The organism is Actinoallomurus oryzae (assembly GCF_039541955.1).
Lineage (GTDB): Bacteria > Actinomycetota > Actinomycetes > Streptosporangiales > Streptosporangiaceae > Actinoallomurus > Actinoallomurus oryzae.
The window spans coordinates 114,865-135,620 of sequence record NZ_BAABHF010000040.1 but is presented as its reverse complement, the minus strand read 5'-3'; the positions used below and the strand labels follow the sequence as shown (position 1 = coordinate 135,620).

General features: G+C 71.5%; 8 protein-coding genes and 1 pseudogene. All 9 read left to right on the top strand.

The window, feature by feature from the left end; all coding sequences use genetic code 11:
- A pseudogene (locus ABEA10_RS32515) lies at positions 1-153 on the top strand (L-rhamnose isomerase); the annotation flags it as partial.
- Positions 141-3,287 (top strand): family 78 glycoside hydrolase catalytic domain, encoded by a 3,147-nt coding sequence (locus ABEA10_RS32510; protein ID WP_345470455.1) that lies wholly within the window; start codon positions 141-143, stop codon positions 3,285-3,287. The pseudogene ABEA10_RS32515 and the gene ABEA10_RS32510, both read left to right, overlap by 13 nt.
- Positions 3,284-3,430 carry a hypothetical protein gene (locus tag ABEA10_RS32505; protein WP_345470453.1) on the top strand — a complete coding sequence of 49 codons (147 nt, stop codon included), beginning with the start codon at positions 3,284-3,286 and terminating at the stop codon, positions 3,428-3,430. The genes ABEA10_RS32510 and ABEA10_RS32505 overlap by 4 nt, the downstream gene beginning before the upstream one ends.
- A 111-nt stretch (positions 3,431-3,541) precedes the next feature.
- The gene (locus ABEA10_RS32500) at positions 3,542-6,775 is read left to right on the top strand and encodes a family 78 glycoside hydrolase catalytic domain (RefSeq protein ID WP_345470451.1); all 3,234 of its coding nucleotides are present in this window, start codon (positions 3,542-3,544) and stop codon (positions 6,773-6,775) included.
- A gap of 141 nt (positions 6,776-6,916) precedes the next feature.
- The gene (locus ABEA10_RS32495; RefSeq protein ID WP_345470449.1) at positions 6,917-10,099 is read left to right on the top strand and encodes a family 78 glycoside hydrolase catalytic domain; all 3,183 of its coding nucleotides are present in this window, start codon (positions 6,917-6,919) and stop codon (positions 10,097-10,099) included.
- A gap of 67 nt (positions 10,100-10,166) precedes the next feature.
- Positions 10,167-12,647, top strand: a complete 2,481-nt coding sequence (locus ABEA10_RS32490; RefSeq protein ID WP_345470447.1) for an alpha-L-rhamnosidase-related protein — start codon at positions 10,167-10,169, stop codon at positions 12,645-12,647.
- Positions 12,648-12,659: 12 nt separating this feature from the next.
- Entirely contained in the window at positions 12,660-14,780 is a 2,121-nt protein-coding gene (locus tag ABEA10_RS32485) for an alpha-L-rhamnosidase-related protein (protein ID WP_345470445.1), read from the top strand.
- Positions 14,777-16,927, top strand: a complete 2,151-nt coding sequence (locus tag ABEA10_RS32480) for an alpha-L-rhamnosidase C-terminal domain-containing protein (RefSeq protein WP_345470443.1) — start codon at positions 14,777-14,779, stop codon at positions 16,925-16,927. Before ABEA10_RS32485 ends, ABEA10_RS32480 begins: the two co-directional genes overlap by 4 nt.
- A 71-nt stretch (positions 16,928-16,998) precedes the next feature.
- Entirely contained in the window at positions 16,999-20,739 is a 3,741-nt protein-coding gene (locus ABEA10_RS32475; protein WP_345470442.1) for a glycosyl hydrolase, read from the top strand.
- The last annotated feature ends 17 nt before the right edge of the window (positions 20,740-20,756 follow it).

The window sequence follows — 20,756 nt, the reverse complement described above, 5'->3', positions numbered from 1 at the left end:
GCCTACAACACCGATGTCCGTCCTCTCCTCGCGGAGTTGCGTGAGGAGATGGGGCTGGATCCGGACCCGATGGCCGCCTACGCCCGGTCCGGCTACTTCGAAAAGATCCGCGAGGAGCGAAGAGAAGGGCAGGCGGCCGGATGGGGCGCGTAGCACCGATCCTGGCCGCCGCCGCCCTGGTGGTCGCGGCGGCACCGGCGGCGCACGCCGACACCGGGCTGCGCGTGTCGGACCTGGAGACCGAGCACGCGACGAACCCGATCGCGGTCGCGGCGGCCAAGCCCCGGCTGGGCTGGCTGCTCCACTCGGCCGAGCGCGGCCAGCGGCAGACCGCGTACCGGATCGAGGTCCGCGCGGGCGGGCACCGCGTCTGGGACTCCGGCACGGTCGCCGGCGCGCGCGGCTACGACGTGCCGTACGGCGGGCCCACGCTGAGCCCCGCCACCCGGTACACCTGGCGCGTCCGCGTCGCCGACGCGCACGGCCGTTGGTCGCCGTGGAGCGGCACCGCCTGGTTCGAGACCGCGTTCACCGGCTGGCACGCGTCGTGGATCGGCGCCCCCGCGCAGGAGAGCAGCCCGCCGGACCTGACCGGCACGAACTGGATCTGGTACCCCGAGGGCGACCCCGCCACCAGCGCCCCCGCCGGCACCCGCTACTTCCGGCGCACCTTCGACCTGGCGAGCGTGCCGGCCGGGTCGCGTCTGGTGATGACCGGCGACGACGGCTTCACCGCCTGGGTGAACGGCACCGAGGTGGGCGGCCGTGAGCCCGATCCGGCCCTGGAGAACTGGCGCCACCCCATCGTCGTGGACGTCACGGACCGGCTCCGTACCGGCACCAACACCATCGCCGTCGCCGACACCAACGGCAAGGTCAGCGCCGCCGGGCTGCTCGGCCGGCTGGAGTTGGGCGACACGAAGATCGACACGGACGGCTCGTGGAAGGTCGCCGACAAGGAGCCGGCGGGCGACTGGAAGGCCGCCGGCTTCGACGACTCGGCGTGGCCGGCGGCCAAGGTGCTCACCGCCTGGGGCGGTTCGCCGTGGGGCAAGGTGTACGCCGACGCGCCCACACTGCCCGAGCCGCTCCTGCGCAAGGACTTCACCGTCGCGCCCAAGAAGATCGCCCGCGCCCGCCTGTACGCCGCCGCCGGAGGCTACGAGGAGCTGAGCATCAACGGCCGCAAGGTCGGCGACGAGGTCCTCGAACCCGGCTTCACCCGGTACGACAAGCGCGTCGAGTTCGTCACGCACGACGTCACCGCGATGCTGCGCCGCGGCGCCAACACCGTCGGCGCCCGCCTCGGCCGCGGCTTCTACGGCATGACCCAGCAGAACACCTGGAACTGGCACCAGGCGCCGTGGCACGGCGAGCCCAGGCTGCTCGCGCAGCTCGTCGTCACCTACGCCGACGGCAGCACGCAGACGGTGGCCAGCGACGGCACCTGGCGGTACGCCGAGGGCCCGGTGCGCTTCGACTCGCTGTACGGCGGAGAGAACTATGACGCCCGCGCCGACCGGCCCGGCTGGAACACCTCCGGCTACGACGCCACGACGTGGCGGCCGGCCGCCACGCTCCCCGCGCCCGCCGGCACCGTCGTGCCGGAGGAGCACGAGCCGATCCGCGTCACGGACACCATCCGGCCCGTCTCGGTCACCAGCCCCAAGCCGGGCACGTACGTGGTGAAACTGCCGGTCAACATCGCGGGCTGGGCGCGCATCCGCGTGCACGGCCCGGCCGGCACGACGGTCAGCCTGAAGTACGGCGAGAAGCTGAACGCCGACGGCACCGTGAACTCCGTCAACGGCTTCGTCACCGGACAGTTCCAGACCGACCAGTACACGCTGTCCGGCGAGGGCACCGAGACGTGGGAGCCGCGCTACAGCTACCAGGGCTTCCAGTACATCGAGGTCACCGGCTGGCCGGGCACCCCGACCGCCGACGACATCGACGGCCGCGAGGTCCACTCCGACGTCCGCTCGACCGGCTCGTTCCACAGCTCGAACCCGCTGTTCGACCGGCTGCACCAGATGACCCGGCAGACGGTCCTGAACAACTGGTACGGCATCCCGACCGACACGCCGATGTATGAGAAGAACGGCTGGACCGGTGACGCGCAGCTCATGGCCGCCACCGACATGGACGAGTTCGACCTGCGCCGCCTGTACGAGAAGTGGCTCACCGACATCCGCGACAGCCAGGGTCCGGACGGCATCGTCCCGGGCATCGCGCCGGACAACGGCTGGGGGCTCGGCTACTACGGTCAGGCGCCGCCGTGGCACGCCGCGTTCACCATGATCCCCTGGCTGATGTACCAGCGGTACGGCGACCGCGACGCGCTGAGCGCGAACTACCCGGCGATGCGCAAGTATCTCGACGGCTGGCTGGCGACCTCCACCAGCGGCGTGTACGGCAGCTCGCTCAACGACTACCTCGCGCCCGGGTACGGCGGGAACAGCCCGGAGGACCCGAAGCTGGCCGGCACCGCCTACACTTACGCCAACACGCTCGCGGTGGCGAACGCCGCCGAGGCGCTGGGCCACACCGGCGACGCCGCGCGGTACCGCGCGACCGCCGCGAAGATCCGGACCGCGTTCAACGACACGTTCCTGCACGGCGACGCGTACGTGACCGGCTCGGACCCCGGGTACCGGCAGACGAACGCGCTGCTGCCCCTGGCGTTCGGCATCGTGCCGCCGGAGTCGGTGAAGGCGGTCACCGACCGGCTGGTCAAGGACATCACCGACCGTGGCGACCACCTGAACACCGGCGCGCTCGGCACGCGGTTCATCCTGGAGGAGCTGACAAAGCGCGGCCAGGGCGAACTCGCGTACAAGGTCGCGAACCAGCAGACCTATCCCGGCTGGGGCTACTGGGTGAACAACGGCGCGACCACGCTGTGGGAGCGCTGGGACCTCGACGCCCGCTCGCACGACCACGTGTTCCTCGGCGGCGCCATCGACGACTGGTTCTTCACGGACCTGGCGGGCATCTCCGCCGCCGCGCCCGGCTACGACCGGATCGCGATCGCGCCGCAGCCGCTCGGCGACCTGACGTACGTCGACGCGGCCACCGCCACGCCGCACGGGCAGGTCGCCGTGCACTGGAAGCGCACCGGGGGCTCGCTCACCCTCCGTGTCGAGGTGCCGGTCGGGGCGACCGCCGAGATCACCGTGCCCGGCACCGGCCCGGTCAGCCCACCGCCCGGCGCCCGGCCGCTGGACGGCCGGCGGTACGAGGTGGGCTCGGGTTCCTATCAGTTCCAGGCAAGGAGCGTTCGATGACGGACAATCCGCCCGAGGTGCGTCAGTTGCCCGAGGGCGCGCACGCGCCCGGTTCCGACCCGCGCGACACGAACCACGCGGGTGGTAACACCTCCGCGAAGGGTGTCGCCGCGGACCCGGTAGCAGCCGCCGTCCTCCGCTGATGTGACCGCGGCCACCGGCCGGACACGGCGCGCTGCCACGCGCCCTACTCGCCGGCCGGTGGCCACACCGGGGCCGCACATCCCTGGCATAACCCCGAGAAAGAGATAACGATGCGACTCGTATCGAAGTTCCGCCGACGACCGCCCCCCGCCTTCACCTCCTGCGTCGTCGCGACGGCCGTCCTCCTCGCGACCGGTGTGTCCGCCGTACCGGCCGACGCCGCGAGTGCGAGCCGGGGCGTCGTCCGTCCCGGCGCGCCCACCGCCCTCGTCACGAACTTCCTGCCGGCGCCGATGGACGTGGACGCGACCGGGGGAATCGAGCTCGGCTGGCAGTCGACGCTGCAGCGCCAGACCGCCTACAAGATCGAGCTGACCAAGCCGGGATCCGGCACGCCGCTGTGGGACACCGGCAAGGTCGCCTCCGCGCGTTCGACCGCGGTGCGCTACACGGGCCCGCGGCTGCAGCAGGGCGAGCGGTACTCCTGGCGGGTGAAGCTGTGGGACCAGGACCACCACCCGTCGAACTGGTCGAAGCCGGCGGTCTTCGGCACCGGACCGGGCCAGTGGGGCGACTCCGTTCCGATCTGGTCCGCCCCGCCGGCCGGAGCCAGGTGGACCGACTACCGGCTCGACCTCAAGCTGAAGATCACCCGCACCGCGATGGGTATCCGGTTCCGGTCGCCCGATGCCAACAACGGTTACATGTGGCAGTTCCGGGCCTCGAACGCCGGCCAGCCGAACACCCTGGTGCCGCACATACAGACCGGCGGCACCTACAAGGCCGGCACCGCCGTGCCCCTCGGCGTGACCCTGGACGTCGGGACGGTGCATCCGGTCGGCATCGAGGTCGTCGGGTCGACGATCACCACCTCGGTCGACGGAAAGGTCGTCGACCGGCGGACGGACACCACGTTCGCCGACGGCGCCGTGGGCTTCCGGACCGGCGGCAGCGAGACCGGTGTCGTGGACGACGTCACCGTGACCAGCCTTGCCGCGGACAGTGCCGGAAAGGTGCTCTACAGCAACGACTTCAACGGCGCCCAGGCGTCCTTCCCGTGCGGCACCGTCGAGAACCAGGCGCTCACGATCGGCACCAGCACCGCCTGCCTGAACGCCGTCCTCACCAACGACTGGGCGCTGATGCGCCACGACTTCTCCCTCGAGCCGGGGAAGAAGGTCGCGTGGGCGTCGGCCTTCGCGACGGGCTCCTCCTTCGACTCGGCCAAGCAATACGTCTACAAGATGTACCTCGACGGGCGGTTCGTCGGTCTCGGGCCGACACGTGAGCTGCGCAACGAGACCCGATACGACGGGTTCGACGTCACGGAGGCCCTGAGCAGACCAGGGCGGCACACCCTCTCCGCCATCGCCTACGCGTCGAAGGACCAGCGCTTCCAGGCGTATGTCATCGTGCGCTACACCGACGGCACGACGCGGACCATCGGCACCGGACCGGGCTGGAAGACCCTCTCGGGCAACGAGATCTGGACCTCCGCCGACAGCATCGGTACCGGCTACTGGAGCATGCCGCGCGAGGACTTCTCCGCGGCCCACTACCCGTACGGGTTCGACAAGCCCGGCTTCGACGACACCGCCTGGCGCGCGGCCGAGACGAAGAAGCCCTTCGACTCGCTGCTGCCGACGCCGTTCGGCAAGGTCCAGGAGCAACTGCACTCCCCGACGAAGATCGTCGATCTGGGGGGCGGCGACTACTTCGTCGACTTCGGCCGCACCTGGATGGGCGGCGTACACCTCACTCTCGACGGCCGGGCGGGCCGGCAGGTACGGCTCCGGTTCGGCGAGGAGACCTCCGCCCCGAACACCACGCGCTACCAGTTGCGCGCCGGAAACAAGTACGAGGACGTCCTCACCCTCCGCGACGGTGCCCAGACCGTCGACACCTGGGGCATGCGGGTCTTCCGGTACATGAACATCGTGGGCTCTCCGGTCCCGATCACGAAGGACAATCTGCAGGCGCTCGCGTCGGTCTACCCGTTCGACGCGTCCGCGGCACTGCTCACGTCTTCGGACCCGAATCTCGTCCCGGTCTGGCAGCTCTCGAAGAACACCATCGAGTCGGCCAACCAGAACTTCTTCACCGACTCCTGGACACGGGAGCGCACAGACTACGAGGCCGACGGCTACATCCAGCTGCTGTCCAACCTCTACCTGACGGACGACCCGACGCTGGGCCGGTACTCGATCGACTACTTCGAGAACCACAGCACGTGGCCGACCGAGTGGCCGATGTACGTGATCAGCGCCGTGTACGACACCTGGCAGCGAACGGGCTCCACGGCGCAGATCGAGCACGCCTACGACACGCTCGTGCCGAAGCTGCTCGACAAGTACTACGACCCCGCCACCGGCACGATCGTCCGCTCGGACGCCATCGTCGACTGGCCGGAGAGCGAGCGTGACGGGTACCGGTTCACCGACCAGAACACCATCCTCAACGCCCTGGCCTACCGGAACTACACCGACATGGCGGTCATCGCCCGTCAACTCGGACGTGACTCCGACGCCGCGAGCTTCGAGCAGAAGGCCAAGACGCTGCGGACCGCTTTGAACACGCGGTTCTACGAACCGCGGCAGGGTGCCTACGACGACGGTCTCAGCAAGGATGACGTCCCGACCGGTCACTACGCGGTCCAGGCGAGTGCCTTCCCGGGCGCCTTCGGGGTGCCCGCGGACAAGGCGCAGTACGACGCGCTGGCGAAGTACATCGCCTCCCGCGGCATGGCCTGCAGCGTCTACTGCGCGGGCTTCCTCCTCCAGGCCCTGTACAAGGCCGGCCACGGTCAGGACGCGCTGAACCTGCTGACATCGTCGGGGACGAACAGCTGGCTGCACATGATCGAGCTCGGCGCCGGAGCGACCGGTGAGGCCTGGGACCCCGCCCAGAAGAGCAACATGACCTGGTCGCACCCTTGGGCCACGGCACCCGCCTACGTCATCCCACGGGACATGTACGGCATCGAGCCAACCTCGCCCGGATACGCGACGTTCCAGATCACGCCGCAGACCGGGGACCAGGAGTTCGGCTCCGTCACGGTGCCCAGCGTCAAGGGCCGGATCGGTGTCGCCTTCCACACCGTGAGCGGTCGTTACGACCTCGGAGTCGCCATCCCCGGCAACACCACGAGCGCGGTCAGCCTTCCGGTTCCCGGCACCTACTCCGGGACGACCGTCTACGTCGACGGCCGGCCTGTGGCAGGCGAGCGCGCCGGCGACCGTGTCGTCGTGCGGGTCGGCGCCGGCTGCCACACGCTCAGCACGTCGAACTCCGCACAGGTCGGTGCCGACAGGAAGCTCACCGACATCTGCCGCACGTCGAGTTGACCATCCCGCCCATGTCACCCCACACGCTCCCGCCGCCCCGGGCGGACCGTCGCATCGTGGCCCCTCCTCGTGCGTCAGGTACGCACCGGAGGCGGGCAGCGTGACCGCTCACTGCCGTACAACCCCGAGAAAGGGACACCGATGCGAGTGGTAACGAGGTTCCGCCGACGATCGATCCCCGCCCTGATCTCCGTCGGCGTCACGACGGCTCTCCTCACCGGACTTTCCGCCGGCCCGGTGTCCGCCCAGAGCGCCTCGCCCGTACGGGTGTCGGCGACGACGACCGATCGCGCGACGAACCCGATCGGGATCGACGCCGTCCCGCCGCGCCTCGGCTGGCGGCTCGACTCGTCGGCACGTGGGCAGGCCCAGACCGCCTATCAGGTCGTGGTCTCCTCCAGGAAGGACGCCTCGGCCGCCGACGTCTGGGACAGCGGCCGGGTCGCGAGCGCGCAGTCCGTCGACGTGCCCTACGGCGGCCCCGCGCCGGCCTCCGAACGGCGCTACTACTGGCGGGTCCGCGTCTGGGACGCCCAGGGCAGGCCGTCGGCCTGGAGCAGGACCTCCTTCTTCGAGACCGGTCCGGCCCGGCAGGACTGGACGGCCAAGTGGATCGGCAGTCCGGACACGACGCCGAGCCTGACCGGCGCCCACTGGATCTGGTACCCCGAGGGCGACCCGGCGTCCAGTGAGCCCGCCTCGACGCGCTACTTCCGCCGCACCGTCGACCTGGGCTCCGCCACGATCACCAAGGCGTCGTTCACCCTGACCGCCGACGACGGGTTCACCCTGTACGTCAACGGCACGCGCGCCGCGTCGTCGCCGCAGGTCACCGACAGCTGGAAGCAGGGACAGCTCGCCGACGTCACGTCTCTGCTGCGCCCCGGCGCCAACACCATCGCGATCCAGGCGGTCAACACCACCGAGAGCCCGGCCGGAGTCATCGGCCGGCTGCACGTCGAGCGCTCCGGGGCGCAGCCGGTCGATCTCGTCACCGACGGCTCGTTCAAGGCCGCGCAGACCGCGCCGGACGGCTGGGAGAAGCCGGACTTCGACGACTCCTCCTGGAGCGCCGCCAAGGACGCCGCCGCGTACGGCTCGGGCCCGTGGGGGAACCAGGTCGTCCAGCCGTCGCCGCCGGTGCCGTACCTGCGGCACGCGTTCCGGCTCGCCAAGCCGGTCGCGTCGGCCCGCCTGTACGTGACCTCGCTCGGCCTGTACGAGGCGCATATCAACGGCCGCCGGGTCGGCGACGACGACTTCACCCCGGGCTGGACGGACTACAACAAGCGCGTGCAGTACCAGACCTACGACGTGTCCTCGATGCTGCACCGCGGGGACAACGCGATCGGGGCGCTGCTGGCGCCCGGCTGGTACTCGGGGAACATCGGCTTCGCCGGTACGCACGTCTACGGGCAGCAGCCGTGGTTCCTCGCCCAGCTCCGTGTGGACTACGCCGACGGCACGTCGCAGACCGTCGGCACGGACGACTCGTGGAAGACCACCGCCAGCCCGCTGGCCTCGGCCGACATCTACCAGGGTGAGGTCTACGACGCCCGGAACGAGCGCGCGGGCTGGGACGGTCCCGGCTACGACGACTCCGGCTGGTCGGCGGTCAAGCTCGGCACCATGACGCCGAACCTCGTCGCGCAGGCCGGCCCGCCGGTCCGGGTCGACACCGTCCTGCACCCGGTCAAGATGACACAGCCCAAGCCGGGCACGTACATCTTCGACCTGGGCCAGAACATGGTCGGCTGGAACCGCCTGCACGTGTCCGGGCCCGCGGGCACGACGGTGACGATCCGCAACGGCGAGGTGCTGAACACCGACGGCACGCTCTACACCGCCAACCTGCGCGGCGCCGCCGACACCGACCGCTACACGCTGCGGGGCGGCGGCGCCGAGACGTACGAGTCGCGGTTCACCTACCGCGGCTACCGGTACGTCGAGGTCACCGGCTATCCGGGCACGCCGACCCTGTCCTCGGTCGACGGCGTGGTCGCGCACGCCGACGCGCCGCCGAACGGCACGCTGACCACCTCCGACCCGCTGGTGAACCAGATCCAGCACAACATCGTGTGGGGGCAGAAGGGCAACTTCTTCAGCGTCCCGACCGACTGCCCGCAGCGCGACGAACGGCTCGGCTGGACCGGCGACATCGGGGCGTTCGCGCCGACGTCGACGTTCAACATGGACGCCGACACGTTCCTCGCCAAGTTCACCACCGACCTGGCCGACGACCAGACCGCCGACGGGGCGTTCACCGACGTCGCGCCCGCCGTCTCCGCCGGCGCGGGCACGGCCGGCTGGGGCGACGCAGGAGTGATCATCCCGTACACGCTGTGGCAGCGGTACGGCGACGTGCAGGTCGTACGGGACCGCTACCCGGCGATGAGGAAGTGGATCGACTACCTCAAGGCGCACAGCACCGGCCTGATCCGGCCCGCCCAGGGGTACGGCGACTGGCTCAACGTCGGCGACGACACCCCGCTCGACCTGATCGGCACGGCGTACTTCGCACACTCCACCGACCTCGTCGCGCAGATGGCGGACGCGATCGGCGACCACGACGCCGCCGCCGCGTACCGCACCCTCTGGGGGCAGATCCGGGACGCGTTCGACGCCAAGTACGTCAAGGCCGACGGCACGGTCGGCGGCGGCAGCCAGACGGCGTACGTCCTGGCGCTGTCGGACAACCTGCTGCCCGACGCGCAGGTCACCCCGGCCGCGAACAGGCTGGTGGCCAATATCGCCGCGCACGGCGGGCACCTGACCACCGGGTTCCTCGGCACCGGGGAACTGCTGCCGACGCTCACGCGCACGGGGCACGACGACGTGGCGTACCAGATCCTGGAGCAGAAGACGTTCCCGTCCTGGGGCTATGAGATCGGCGAGGGCGCGACCACCATCTGGGAGCGCTGGGACGGCATCAAGCCGGACGGCACGTTCAACGACCCGGGCATGAACTCCTTCAACCACTACGGGCTCGGCTCGGTCGGCGACTGGATGTACCAGAACATCGGCGGCATCGCCCCGGCGTCGCCCGGCTACCGGAGCGTCGTCATCCACCCGAGGCCCGGCGGGTCCCTGACGCGGGCGTCCGCGACCTACCGGTCCGACTACGGCGAGATCGCGAGTCGCTGGTCGGTCTCCGGAGGCCGGTTCAGGCTCGATGTCACCGTGCCGGTGAACACCACCGCCCAGGTGTGGGTGCCCGCGACGAGCGCCTCCCACGTCACCCAGGACGGCGCGAAGTTCGTGCGGATGCAGGACGGCTCCGCCCTGTTCACCGTCGGCTCCGGCCACTGGCACTTCAGCGCCTGACCGGTTCATTCGAGGTGCGGCGAGCCCGTACGGCGGGCTCGCCGCGTCTCGACCAGGAAGGATTTCGATGAGATCGCTGTACCTGCTGACCGCCCTCGCCCTGGGCGCGACGGGCGTCGTCGCGGCAATGCCACCGGCCGGGGCGGACACCTCGCTCGGCCTGCCGCCGCTGTCCCGGGCGGACCGCTACATCATGGCGCCGTCCTCCCGCACGGTGAGCCCCGCCAGGGTCGCCGAGGCCTACGCGACCAACGGTGACTACGTCACGGCCGACTCGCCGGCGTCCGAGACGGACGGGCACGACCTCCAGGCCGGCCCGTCGAGCAGCACCGCGAAGGTCGACGGGGTCATGGTCCGGCAGGCCGGCCCCGACCAGGCGGGCGCCTCGTTCGGTTACCGCCTGCGCGTGCCGCGCGGACGCGACGTACGGCTCCGCGTCGAGGAGGCGGGCAGCGCGACCGCCCACTACGAGGTGCTGGTCGGCGACCAGGTCGTCCATGAGCGCAAGCCGGACCCGGCCCAGGCCGGGACGTGGAGCGGTCTGGCCGGTCTGGTCCACTACGACGTCACGGTGCCCGCCAGGCTCATCGGCGCCTCCGGCGACCTGCGGGTCACCTTCCGCAACACCGCGGACCCCGGACCGGGCGCCCGGGTGCACGCCGTCTGGACGCTGGGCGACGGCGGAACGCCCGCCGCCCCCTACGGGGGAACGGTCGGCGACCCCGCCGGAGCGCTGCGCGGCGGCACCACCACGCTGCGCGCCGCCGCGTACGGTCGCCCGTACGTGGTCTACGACTTCGGCAAGGAGGTGGCCGGGCAGGTCCGGCTGAGTCTCGCCGGAGTGACCGGGACGCCCCGGATCGGGCTGGCCTTCAGCGAGAGCACCGAGTACCTCACCACCGCCTCGGACTACAGCCAGGACCCCACCGGCCTCGCGACCGAGACGCACTACCTCACCGCGCGGAACGGCGACCTGACCGACCCGGTGATCCGCGGCGGGTTCCGCTACCTCATGGTCTTCCTCGCCGACCCCGGTGAGGTACGGCTGTCCGGCCTGCGGCTGAACTTCACCGCCGATCCGGCGAACCCGGCGCCGGAACGCTACAAGGGCGCCTTCCTGTCCAGCGACGACACGCTGAACCGGCTGTGGTACTCCGGCGCGTACACGGTGCAGCTGGCGACCATCGACCCGAAGACCGGGCGGCCCTACCCGGGGCAGGCCGGGCCGGTGCGCAACGACGCGATCGTCGGCGACGGGCCGAGCGTGATCAGCGACGGCGCCAAGCGCGACCGCATGATCTGGGGCGGCGACAACGCGATCTCCGATCCGGTGTCGTACCTGACCACGGGCCAGAGCCGTCCGGCCGCCGACTCGGTCGCCTTCATGGCCAAGGGCCAGGCCGCGAGCGGGCAGATCCCCGGCCTCTACCTGACCGACAAGTTCGGCTACAACCTCGGCTGGGGCGAGTACGCCGAATGGTGGGTGCACAACTACTGGACCCACTACCTCTACACCGGCGACCACGCCTTCCTGGACCAGTGGTACGACGCGATGAAGAAGGACGTCGCGTGGCTGGAGTCCAAGGTCGGCGACGACGGCTTGGTCGACATGGCGGGCGCGGGCGGCACCTGGGGCTACGGCAACGAGAACAAGGGCACCTACACCAGCTCGCTGTACGTCTACGTGCTCGGCATGGCCGCGCGGGCCGCCGAGGCCAAGGGCGAGCCGGACCTGGCGAAGACCTACCGCGACCACGCCGCACGCACCGCCGCGGCGATCAACGCCTCGCTGTGGGACGCCTCGGCCGGCGCGTACAAGGTGGGTCCGGCCGATGGCACCCATCCTCAGGACGGCAACGCGATGGCGGTGGTATCCGGCGTCGCGACCGGCGACCGGGCCCGGTCGGTGCTGCGCTTCTTCGATGAGGAGCTCGCCGGCCGGTACGGCGACGTCACCGTCGACAGGGCGGGCACGGTGCCGCGCTACGTGAGCCCCTTCGTCAGCTACCAGGCGCTGCTCGCCCACACCGCCCAGGGCGACACCGCGGGGGCGATGTCGCTGCTCGACCGGACCTGGGCGCACATGCTGGGCAAGAGCGACCCCGGCACGCTGTGGGAGAACGTCTCCACGACGGGAGCTCCGCAGCTCGGTTCGTACACGAGCCTGTCGCACGGCTGGGCGACCGGGCCGACGGAGTTCCTCACCGAACAGGTCCTCGGCGTGACGCCGACCTCGGGCGGGTTCGGGACCTTCAGCGTCCTGCCGCACCCCAGCGTCGGCGTGCACTGGTCCGAGGGCCGCGTACCCACGCCGCACGGCGACATCACGGCCGCGTGGAAGCAGAGCGGCCACACGTTCACGCTCCGCGTCGAGGCCCCGCACGGCACCACGGCCACCGCGGGCGTCCCGGTCGCCAACGAGGTACGCGTCGACGGCACCGCGGTCTGGCGCGGCGGCCGTGCGCTGCGCGACGGCGTCGTCCTCCGCGACGGATATGTCCAGGTGCCCGGTCTCACCGGCACGTCGACCGTGACCGCCCAAGGCTGAAGGAGAACCCCGATGCGAAAGTCACGAGCACTCGCCGTCGCCGCGCTGGTCGCCGCAGGTCTCGCCATACCGGCCGTCCCGGCGTCGGCGACCGGCGACGACCCCTGGCACGACTCGTCGTACACGCCGCACCACGGCGACTGGCGGGCGTACGTGCTGGCGCCCGCCGGGCACACCGTCCGTCCGGTGTCGGTGCTGAAGGCGGAGGCCCGCCAGGGCCGCGTCGAGGGCGACCCGCGGAACGCCCTGCGGGCCGACGGCCGGTCGGTGCGGCTCGTCGGCGCCGCCGACCGGGCCGGATCCCCGCTGCTGATCCTCGACTTCGGCAAGGAGGTCGCGGGCCGGGTCACGGTGAGCGGGACCGGCACGGGCAAGCTGCACGCCTGCTTCAGCGAGTCGCGTCAGTACCTGGCCGAGGCGCCGGACGACAACGACGGCGAAGGAAAGATCGCGCCCGGGTGCGACACCGCCAACATCTGGAACGGCTTCCCCGGCGTCGCCTACACGGAGGACACCGACAGCCACGAGCTGACCCTGAACACGCCCGACCCGCAGATCCGCGGCGGCTTCCGGTACCTGACGCTCTTCCTCGACGGACCCGGCCAGGTCGACATCAACGCCGTCTCCGCCGAGTTCACGGCCGCCCCACTGCAGCCGCGTCCGGACGCCTACCAGGGCCACTTCCTGTCCAGCGACGACCTGCTGAACAAGATCTGGTACGCGGGCGCGTACACCGTGCAGATCAACACCGCCATGGCGGACACGGCCAAGAGCTGGCCGTACGCCTCCGGCGAGCAGGATCACGCCGACACCGCCGTGCCGTACGCCGACCCGGGCAAGGAGGTCATCTACGACGGCGGCAAGCGCGATCGCATCGTCTGGCAGGGCGACCTCGCCGTGCAGGCGCCGGTCACCTACCTGACCACGCACGACGTGGACGCGGTGGACAACTCCCTCTCCTCACTGGCGGCCCAGCAGCTCCCGGACGGCTTCATGCCGGCCGAGAGCCAGGCGGGTCAGCACAACAAGGACGAACTGCGCACCTACGGCGAGTACGTCACGTGGTTCGTCAACAACATGTACGAGCACTGGCTCTACACCGGCGACCGGGCCTACCTCGACCGGTGGTGGCCCGCCCTGACGAAGACCATGGGCTGGCTGGAGTCGGTACGGGCGCAGGACCCACAGGGGCTGATCGCGTTCGGCGCCGTCGGCTCCTGCGGCCACTACGGATACTCCGACTGCGGCCACGAGACCTATGTCAACGCCCTGTACGCGCGAAACCTCACGCAGATGGCCGAGCTCGCCAGGGCGCGCGGCGAGTCCGGTACCGCCTACGCGGACCGCGCGGCGGCGGTGAAGAAGGCCGTCAACGACCAGCTGTGGGACGAGAGCGCCGGCGCGTACCGGATGTCGCGTGAGATCCCCGGCGCCTACCCGCAGGACGCGAACGCCACCGCCGTGCTGACCGGGGTCGCCGACGCCACACGGGCGAGGCGCTCCCTGGCCTACCTGCGCGCCCACAACTGGTCGGACCTCGGCTCGCTGACGGTGGGCACCGCGAACGCCTCGCTCAGCCCGTTCTACGCGCCGCTGCCCAGCGGGTTCGAGGCGGACGCCAGGCTCGGCGCCGGTGACACGTCCGGCCTCGACCTGATCCGGAAGTTCTGGGGCTGGCAGCTCGCCCAGGACCCGGGCACGACCTTCTGGGAGCACGTCCAGCCGGACGGCACGCCCAACCTGAAACAGTTCTCCAGCCTCGCGCACGGCTGGGCGTCGGCACCGACGACGATCCTGACCACCCGCGTGCTCGGCGTACAGCCGACCGCCGCAGGCTTCGCCTCCTACGCGGTGGTCCCGCACGCCGGGGACCTGAAGTGGGCCGAGGGCACGGTCCCGACGCCGCGGGGGAACATCACCGCCTCCTGGCGGAACGACGGACACGGCTTCCGCCTGGAGGTCACCGCGCATGCGAAGGGCCGGCTCGGAATCCCCGCCTCGGACCGCGTCACGCTCGACGGCCACGTGGTGTGGGCCGCTGGAAAGGCCACCGCGAAGGGCGTGACCAGCGAGGGCGGTTACGTCTACGTGGACGGCGTTGCGCCCGGGCACCACACGCTGGAGTCGCGATGAGGAGGCTGGTCGCGGCGGCGGCCCTGCTCGCCGTGTCGGTGCCGACTCAGGTCGCCCGCGCCGACTCACGCTCCTGGCGCGACGAGGTGCAGGCGCCGGCGAGCCGCACCGTGCGGCCGAAGGTCGTCACGGCCGCCGACCCGCGCGGAGGCACGATCGAAGGCGCGCCCGCCGCCGCGCTGCGCCAGGACGGAAAGGCGGTGCGCCTCACCGGCACGGGTGAGCGCGGCACCTCACCGCTGCTCACGCTCGACTTCGGCGGCGAGGTCGCGGGCAAGGCCCTGGTCCGGGTGCTCGGCGCCTCCGCAGACCGGCCCGGCCTGCACGTCTGCTACTCCGAGTCGCGCCGTTACATGGCGACCGCGCCCGGCCAGAACGGCGGTCAGACCGCCTTCGCCCCCGGGTGCGACACGGCCAACATCTGGAGCGGCTACCCGGGACAGCCCTACCAGTGGGACGCTGACAGCCACACCCTGCCGCTCGGCTCCGCGCACCTGCCGGCGACCCTGGAGGACGGGCAGCTCCGCGGCGGCTTCCGCTACGCGACGATCTTCCTCGACAAGCCCGGCTGGGTGGACATCGACGCCGTGGCGGCCGACTTCACGGCCGCGCCCGGCCAGGCGAACCTTCGCGGCTATCGGGGCCACTTCCTGTCCAGCGACGAGGAGCTGAACCGGATCTGGTACGCGGGCGCGTACACCGTGCAGATCGACACCGATCTGCCGACGCGGGTGAAGGGCAACATCGCCGTGGACCCGGCCGCCCCATGCTGGCCCTACGAGCCGGGGGAGGCGGACCACGCCGACAACACGCTGCACTACGCCGACCCGAAGACGGCGATCGTGCTGGACGGCGGCAAGCGGGACCGTGATCCGTTCGCCGGCGACCTCGGGGTGCAGGGGCCGGTCACGTACCTGTCCACCGACGACGTGGCCGCCATGCGCAACACGCTCGACGTGCTGGCCCGGCAGCAGACCGCCGACGGGTTCGTGCCCGGCAACGGGCGCGTCTGTCCGGACCAGTCCGGCCACTTCAGCGGCGACTACGACCTGTGGTTCGTGCACGACGTGTACCTGCACTGGCTGTACACCGCGGACCCGAAGGCGCTCGGCGACTGGTGGAAGGCGGTCACCGGTGCCCTCGACTGGGCGGTACGCCAGATCGACGACAGCGGGCTCGTCGCCTTCGGCGCGTACGGCGGCGACGGTGGGTGCGGCACGTACGCCTACAGCAGCTGCGACCACCTGACCTACACGAACGCCGGCCTGTACCGGGCGCTGCGGGAGACCGCGTGGATGGCACGGGCCAAGGGCCTGCCGGACCTGGCCTCCTCCTACGAGGCGACGGCGGCGAGGCTGCGCACGGCGGTCGAGGCGAAGCTGTGGGACGACACGGCGGGCGCGTACCGGCAGAGCGTCGAGCACCCGGACGTGCATCCGCAGGACGCGACGGCGTTCGCGGTCTCCTCCGGGCTGGCCGCGCCCGACCGTGCGAAGCGGTCGCTGGCCTGGCTGCGCTCGAATGACTGGGGGCCGTACGGGTCGCTGACCGTGCCGGCGGGCACGCAGGGCGCCGCGGTCGACTCGCACTACGAGCCGTTGCCGTCCGGAATCGAGGCGGACGCGCGGTTCGGCGTCGACGACGCGAGCGGGCTCGAGCTCATCCGCAAGGGCTGGGGGTACCAGCTCGCCCAGGCCCCGGGGAACACGTTCTGGGAGAAGACCGCGGCCGACGGCACCCCCGGGCTCGCGTCATTCACCAGCCTCGCACACGGCTGGGCGAGTCAGCCGACCGTCACCCTGACCAACCGCGTCCTGGGCGTCACGCCGACCGACGCCGGGTTCGCCCGCTTCACGGTGCAGCCGCACCCGGCCGGGCTGACGTGGGCCGAGGGCACGGTTCCGACGCCGCGCGGCGACATCGTTGCGTCCTGGCGCGATGGCACGGATGGCTTCCGGCTGGCGGTGACGGTGCCGGACCGGACCACCGGCCGGCTCGCGATCCCCGTCCATACCCGCGTCACGCTCGACGGGCACGTGGTGTGGGCCGGCGGAAAGGCCACCGCTAAGGACGTCACCAGCGACGGCGCCTATGTCCACGTGAACGGCGTGGCGCCCGGGCACCACACGATGGAAGGAACGAGATGACGGCGAGCGAAGGACGCGTGGGCGTCGTTAAGGGGGGCCGCCGGGGATCCCGGCGTCCCAGATACGGCGTCATGAGACGCGAGGCCGGACGGTTCGCGAGAGTGCCGGCGGCGCTGGTCCTCGCCCTGTCCGCGGCGGTCGTCGCACTGGCCCCGGCGGGAGCCGCGGAGGGCTCGCCGGTGGCCACCTCGGCCGTCCCGGCCCTGACCCGCGCCACCTTCGCCGACCCGCCGGCCTCCGTCCGGCCCAAGTACCGCTGGTGGCAGCCGCTCGCCTACACCGAGGACGGTGAGCTGGCCGCCGAACTCGACCAGATCAAGAAGGCGGGCGGCGGCGGTGCCGAGGTCGCGCCCTTCAGCGTCGAGGGCACGGGCAACAACACCAACCCGTTTCTGGAGAAGTACGGCTGGGGCACCCCGCTGTGGGCGCAGAAGACGCGGACCATGCTGGCGGCGGCCAAGAAGGAGGGGCTCGGCCTCGACTTCACGATCGGCCCCCGCTGGCCCGCGACCGTCCCCACGGTCAACGACGTCAACGACCCCGCCGCGCAGCAGCAGATCGTGTTCTCCCATGAGTTCGACCGGGGCGGCACGAGCAGGTCCGGGCCGCTGCCGGCCAACCTCAACGTCGCGCCGCCCGCGGGGGCGAAGAAGACCCTCATCGCGGCGCTCATCGCCAAGTGCGCCGACGCGGGCTGCGCCGACTCCTCCAGCGCCCCGCGGCTGCTGGAGCGCTCCAGCGTCACCGACGTGACCGCGAAGGTGGACGCGCAGGGCGACCTGTCGATCGACCTTCCCGGCGACGCGAACAGCACGTACGCGCTGATCGCGTTCTACCGGACGCCCACCGGGCAGTCCCTGTCCGGCTACACCGCCACCGGCACCAACTACGCCCTGGACACCTTCGGTGCGGCCGGCGCCAAGGCGACCACGGACTTCTACGACCAGCACATCCTCACCCCGGACGTTCGCAAGCTGCTCGCCCAGCTGGGCACCAGCGACCTGTTCGAGGACTCCCTCGAACTCGGCAGCACGCAGAAGTGGACGCCCGACATGGTCGCCCAGTGGCGGAAGCTGCGCGGATACTCTCCGATCGACGTTCTCCCGGCGCTGGCCGGCGCGGGTGACCAGGGCATCACCGACCGGCCGTACTTCGACTTCGGCGACGGCCTCGGCGCCCGGGTCCGCACCGACTACCGGCAGACCCTCAGCGACCTGTACATCGCCAACCGCCTCGACGTGCTGCGGCAGTGGGCGCACAAGCACCACATGGGCACCCGCATCCAGCCGTACGGCATCCCGGTGGACATCTCCGACGCGGCCTCGCACATCGACGTCCCCGAAGGGGAGTCGCTGGCGTTCGGGCAGTCGACCGGCGCCTACAGCAACGTGCAGGACTACCGGGTGGTCGCCACCGGAGCGCACCTGTCCGGGCAGCCCGTGGTGTCGGACGAGTGCTGCGCCTTCTCCGGCGCGGTCTGGGGATCGACGGCGGGGGCGGGTTCGGACGCCTCGAACCTCCAGGCCGTCTACCGCGGGTTCGCCGGCGGGGTGAACCAGCTCGTCTGGCACGGCTTCCCCTACCTGACCAGGGGACCGCAGGGCGCCGGCGCCCAGGAGGTGTGGCCGGGCATGACCTACGGCGGCAACACCTCCTACTCCGAGGCGTGGGGCGCCAAGGGCGGACCGAACTGGGCCGACTACCGGTCGATCAACGACAACCTGTCCCGCATGCAGCTCGTGCTCAGGCAGGGCGACCCGCGGTTCGACCTGGCCGTGTACTGGCAGGACTTCGGCCTGAACGGCACGGGGACCACGGGAAGCGGCGCGAACAAGCTGATCCAGAGCTCGTCGGCGCTGGCGTCGTCCGGGTACACCTATGAGTACCTCAGCCCGGCCCAGCTCCGGCGCAAGGACGCCTCCTACACCAGGGGCACCCTGTTCGGCGACGGCTCGGCGTACCACGCGGTGCTGCTGAACGACCAGACGACCATGCCGGTCGACGCCGCGCAGAAGCTCCTCGAGCTGGCACGGCGGGGACTGCCCGTCGTCATCGTCGGCGACCTGCCGAGCACGGTCCCCGGCGCCGCCGACGCGGCGGCCCAGGACGCGAAGCTCAGGTCCGTGGTCGCCCGGCTCACCGCGCAGCGCAGCGTCGTCCGCGTGGCGAGCGAGGCGGACGCGCCGGCCGCGTTGAAGCGCCTCAGCGTCACACCCGCCGCCACCCCGAGCAGCGACTCGGGCGCGATCCTCGACGTGCGCCGGCACGCGGGCTCTACCGACTACTACTACCTGTACAACCAGACGAACACCGCGACCGCGCAGGCGCTGACCCTCACCGGCGACGGCGTGCCGTACCGGCTGGACACCTGGACCGGTCAGATCACCCCGATCACGAACTACACGTCCGGGCACGGCACGGTCACCGTCCCGGTACGGCTCGCCGGCAACGACGCCGAGGTCATCGCGGTCACGCCACGGCACGACGCGACCTTCCGCGGCGCGCCGGGCCGCAAGGACGCGCCGGGCACGGCGAGCGCCTCGTCCGGCACGCCGAAGCCGGTGGCGCTGGGCGACTGGTCGCTCTCGGTGGACGCCTGGGGGCCCGGCGCCTCGGACCTGCCCGGCGACACCGCGCACACGAAGCTCGGGCCGGTCACGCTCAAGGCCGGATCGGACGGCCGGCTGCCGGCCTGGTCGGCGATCACACCTGCCAACGGCTACTCCGCGGACCTGAAGGACGTGTCCGGAAGAGGCACCTACACGGCCCACGTCACCCTGGGCGAGGAGTGGAAGGGCGTCAGCGGCGCGAACCTCGATCTCGGCACGCCGGTGGACACCGTGACCGTGAACGTCAACGGGCACGACCTGCCCTCCCTCGACCAGGCCGACCTGCGCCACGTGGAGGTGGGCCGGTACCTGCGCCCGGGCGACAACACGATCACCGTCCGGGTCGCCTCCACCCTGCTCAACGCGGTACGGGTCGCGCCGGGCACGGGCGCGTCGTCGCGGGCGCCGATGGACTACGGGCTGTTCGGGCCGGTCACGCTCACGCCGTACGCCGGAGGGCAGCCGCTGCTGACCGTCTCGGCGCTGGAGACGTCGCTGCCCCTGGCGAAGGGCGGGTACAACCGCGCCACCGTGCTGGTGCACAACGGCTCCGGCCGGTCCGTCGGGGTGACGCTCAGCGCGTCGGCCGCCTCGGGGATCACCGCGACGCCGCAGAAGGACCGGACGACCGTCCCGGCCGGCGGCTCGGTCACGGTGCCCGTCGACCTGCGCGACTCCGGCGTCGCGACCGGCACGGACACCCTGACGGTGACGGCGCGCAGCGACACCGGGCCGACCTCGACGACGACCGTGGCCCTGCGGCACTCCGACGACCTGGCGCTCAACCCCGGTGGCACGCCGTTCCCGCGCGTGATCGCGGACGCGAGCCAGGACCGCTACCCGGCCGCCCTCGCGGTGGACGGATCGGCGAGCACGTTCTGGGTGTCGTGGGGCAGGGCCGCCGGTCAGGGCCCCACGGAGTCCCGCCCGGTGCGGTACGGGCTCGACTTCGGCGCGGCCGTCGGCATCGGCTCGGTCACCGTCGGCGGACGCTCCAACTACGGGCCGCGCGACTACGACATCCAGGTGTCCTCGGACGGCCGGAACTGGCGCACGGTGGCCACGGCCAGCGACACCCCCAAGGCGGGCGGGACGACGACCTTCACCCCGGTCCAGGCCCGCTACCTGCGGCTCAGCGTCACCAAGAGCTGGGACGCCACCAACGCCAACGTGCAGATGAGCGGGCTCACGGTGCGCCCGTGACGCGCCGGACGACACGC